Raw genomic sequence first — 2,208 nt, forward strand, 5'->3', positions numbered from 1 at the left:
TCAGGCCGGTCTCTGTGCCGCCTGAAAGGCCGCCCTGTTGAGAGCTAAGAGTGAAAATTTTTAGTTACGCTGCACTCAGTAACAGATTGCGAAGAAAATTGCTTGCCTTTATATAAAGATTTACTTAAAATTTTTGATGATATCTCGAATGTGTTTATATGACAGTAAAATTCTAACACGATGTTTCCAGAATGTCAATGGAGTTTTTCAAATTTTTAGCTTTGTGTTTGTGAGTTAATTCCATGACAGTCGATGGATTACCATTTTCTTGTATAAAATATTTTGGCAAAATTTTATGTACAATTTTAACTTCCACCCTAGCTGTTCAAATACCGGAGAGTGTTAGCCCAATCTTAGGATTTTCTTAGGAAAGACACAACTCCGTATTAAAGAACGAAGCGTTCCCATCTGGTATGATAATGCCGATGAGAACGCTTCATATTTTGCAAGGAGGAAAAAATCATGACAGAGAAAACAATGACACGCCGGCGGAGATATCAGCAGCGTAGGAGGAACACCGTCGCCACTTGGGTTATGGGCGCAGCTTGTGTGGCCATGCTGGCGCTTTTGGCGGCAATGGGATGCATGGACTATATAAACAAGCTCTCGCCCCCGGAAAATTCCGGCCTGCCCGGCTTGACGCTGGGAGACACAGAACAGGACGTCAAGTCCCAGGAGCCGCCCCAGACGACAGTTTATGAGGACAGCACAGACTGGAACCTGCGGCTGGTGAACCGCTGGAACCCCATCCCAGAGGGTTACACGGTGAATCTCAAGGAACTGCCCGGTGGGGAGCAGGTGGACGAGCGCATCTATGACCCCTTGATGGAAATGCTCGAGGCCGCCAGAGAGGGCAACTGGGATGAGCTGCCCCGGGTGATTTCCGGCTACCGCACCCAGGGGGTTCAGCAGGAGCTTTATGACGATGAAGTGAACAAGTACAAAGCCCAGGGCTACTCGGAAGAGGACGCAAAGGCAGAGGCGGGCAAGTGGGTGGCAATCCCCGGCGCCAGCGAGCATCAGCTGGGCCTGGCGGTCGACGTGGAGGGCGCTACCTATGACCTGTTCCTCTGGCTCCAAGAGAACAGCTATCAATATGGGTTTATCTTCCGCTACCCGGGCAGTAAGACGGATATCACCGGCACGGTAGAGGAGGTTTGGCACTACCGCTATGTGGGAGTAGAGGCTGCCACGGAGATGTATGAGCAGGGGCTTTGCTTGGAGGAATATTTGGAAAACAGGGAGGAGGTTCTGCCATGAAAGAGAAATTAAACATAGCCGTGCTCTTTGGCGGCTGTTCGCCGGAGTATGATGTATCGCTGCAGTCAGCCGCTGCGGTCATCGGGCATATGGACAGGGAAAGGTTCAATCCTGTTCCTATCGGCATTACCCGGCAGGGGGACTGGTACTGCTTTGACGGGAGCATAGAAGAAATTGCCGCTGATACCTGGCACTTGGGGACTGCCTGCGCCCCGGTGACAATCTCTCTGGAACGCACAAAGCCTGTGCTATATCAATGCGCTGGGAACCATATTACGGAAATTCATGTGGACGCCGCCTTTCCTGTTCTCCACGGCAAAAACGGCGAGGACGGCACTGTACAGGGCATGTTCCAGTTAATGGGCGTCCCGGTAGTGGGCTGCGGGACACTGGCCTCAGCCCTGTGTATGGACAAGCACCGGGCTCATCAGGTTGCCCGTGCAGTGGGGGTGGCTGTTCCCCGGGGGTGCAGGCTGGCCCGTTCCTTTCAGATGGACGAGGCGCAGGTACATGCGGCAGCTATGCGCTACCCCCTGTTCGTCAAGCCTGTAAGGGCAGGCTCCTCCTTTGGCGTCACGAAGGTGGCAGCCCCCCAGGAGCTTGCGGACGCTTTAGAGCTGGCCTTTCGGTATGACGGGGAAGTGGTCATGGAGGAAGCCGTTCCTGGCTTTGAGGTGGGCTGCGCCGTCATGGGCAACGACTGCCTGACTGTGGGCGAGGTGGACGAAATCCAGCTGGCGGAGGGATTCTTTGACTACGCAGAGAAGTACACCCTGAAAACCTCCGCCATCCATGTCCCGGCCAGGGTGGACGCTGCCACGACCCGGCGTATCAAGGACGCCGCCCAGACCATATACCGCGCTTTGGGCTGCAGGGGCTTTGCCCGGGTGGATATGTTCCTGACTCCCACCGGGCAGATTGTGTTCAACGAGGTGAATACCATTCCTG

2 protein-coding genes are annotated in these 2,208 nt (G+C 54.1%); both read left to right on the top strand.

From position 1 onward, the window contains the following. Positions 1-462 precede the first annotated feature (462 nt). Positions 463-1,260 (top strand): M15 family metallopeptidase, encoded by a 798-nt coding sequence (locus ACTO5E_RS10860; protein ID WP_482303575.1) that lies wholly within the window; start codon positions 463-465, stop codon positions 1,258-1,260. Then, on the top strand, positions 1,257-2,208 hold a 952-nt coding region (locus ACTO5E_RS10865), incomplete at its 3' end, for a D-alanine--D-alanine ligase family protein (protein ID WP_482303577.1). The genes ACTO5E_RS10860 and ACTO5E_RS10865, both read left to right, overlap by 4 nt.

Source organism: Acutalibacter sp. (genome assembly GCF_056800975.1).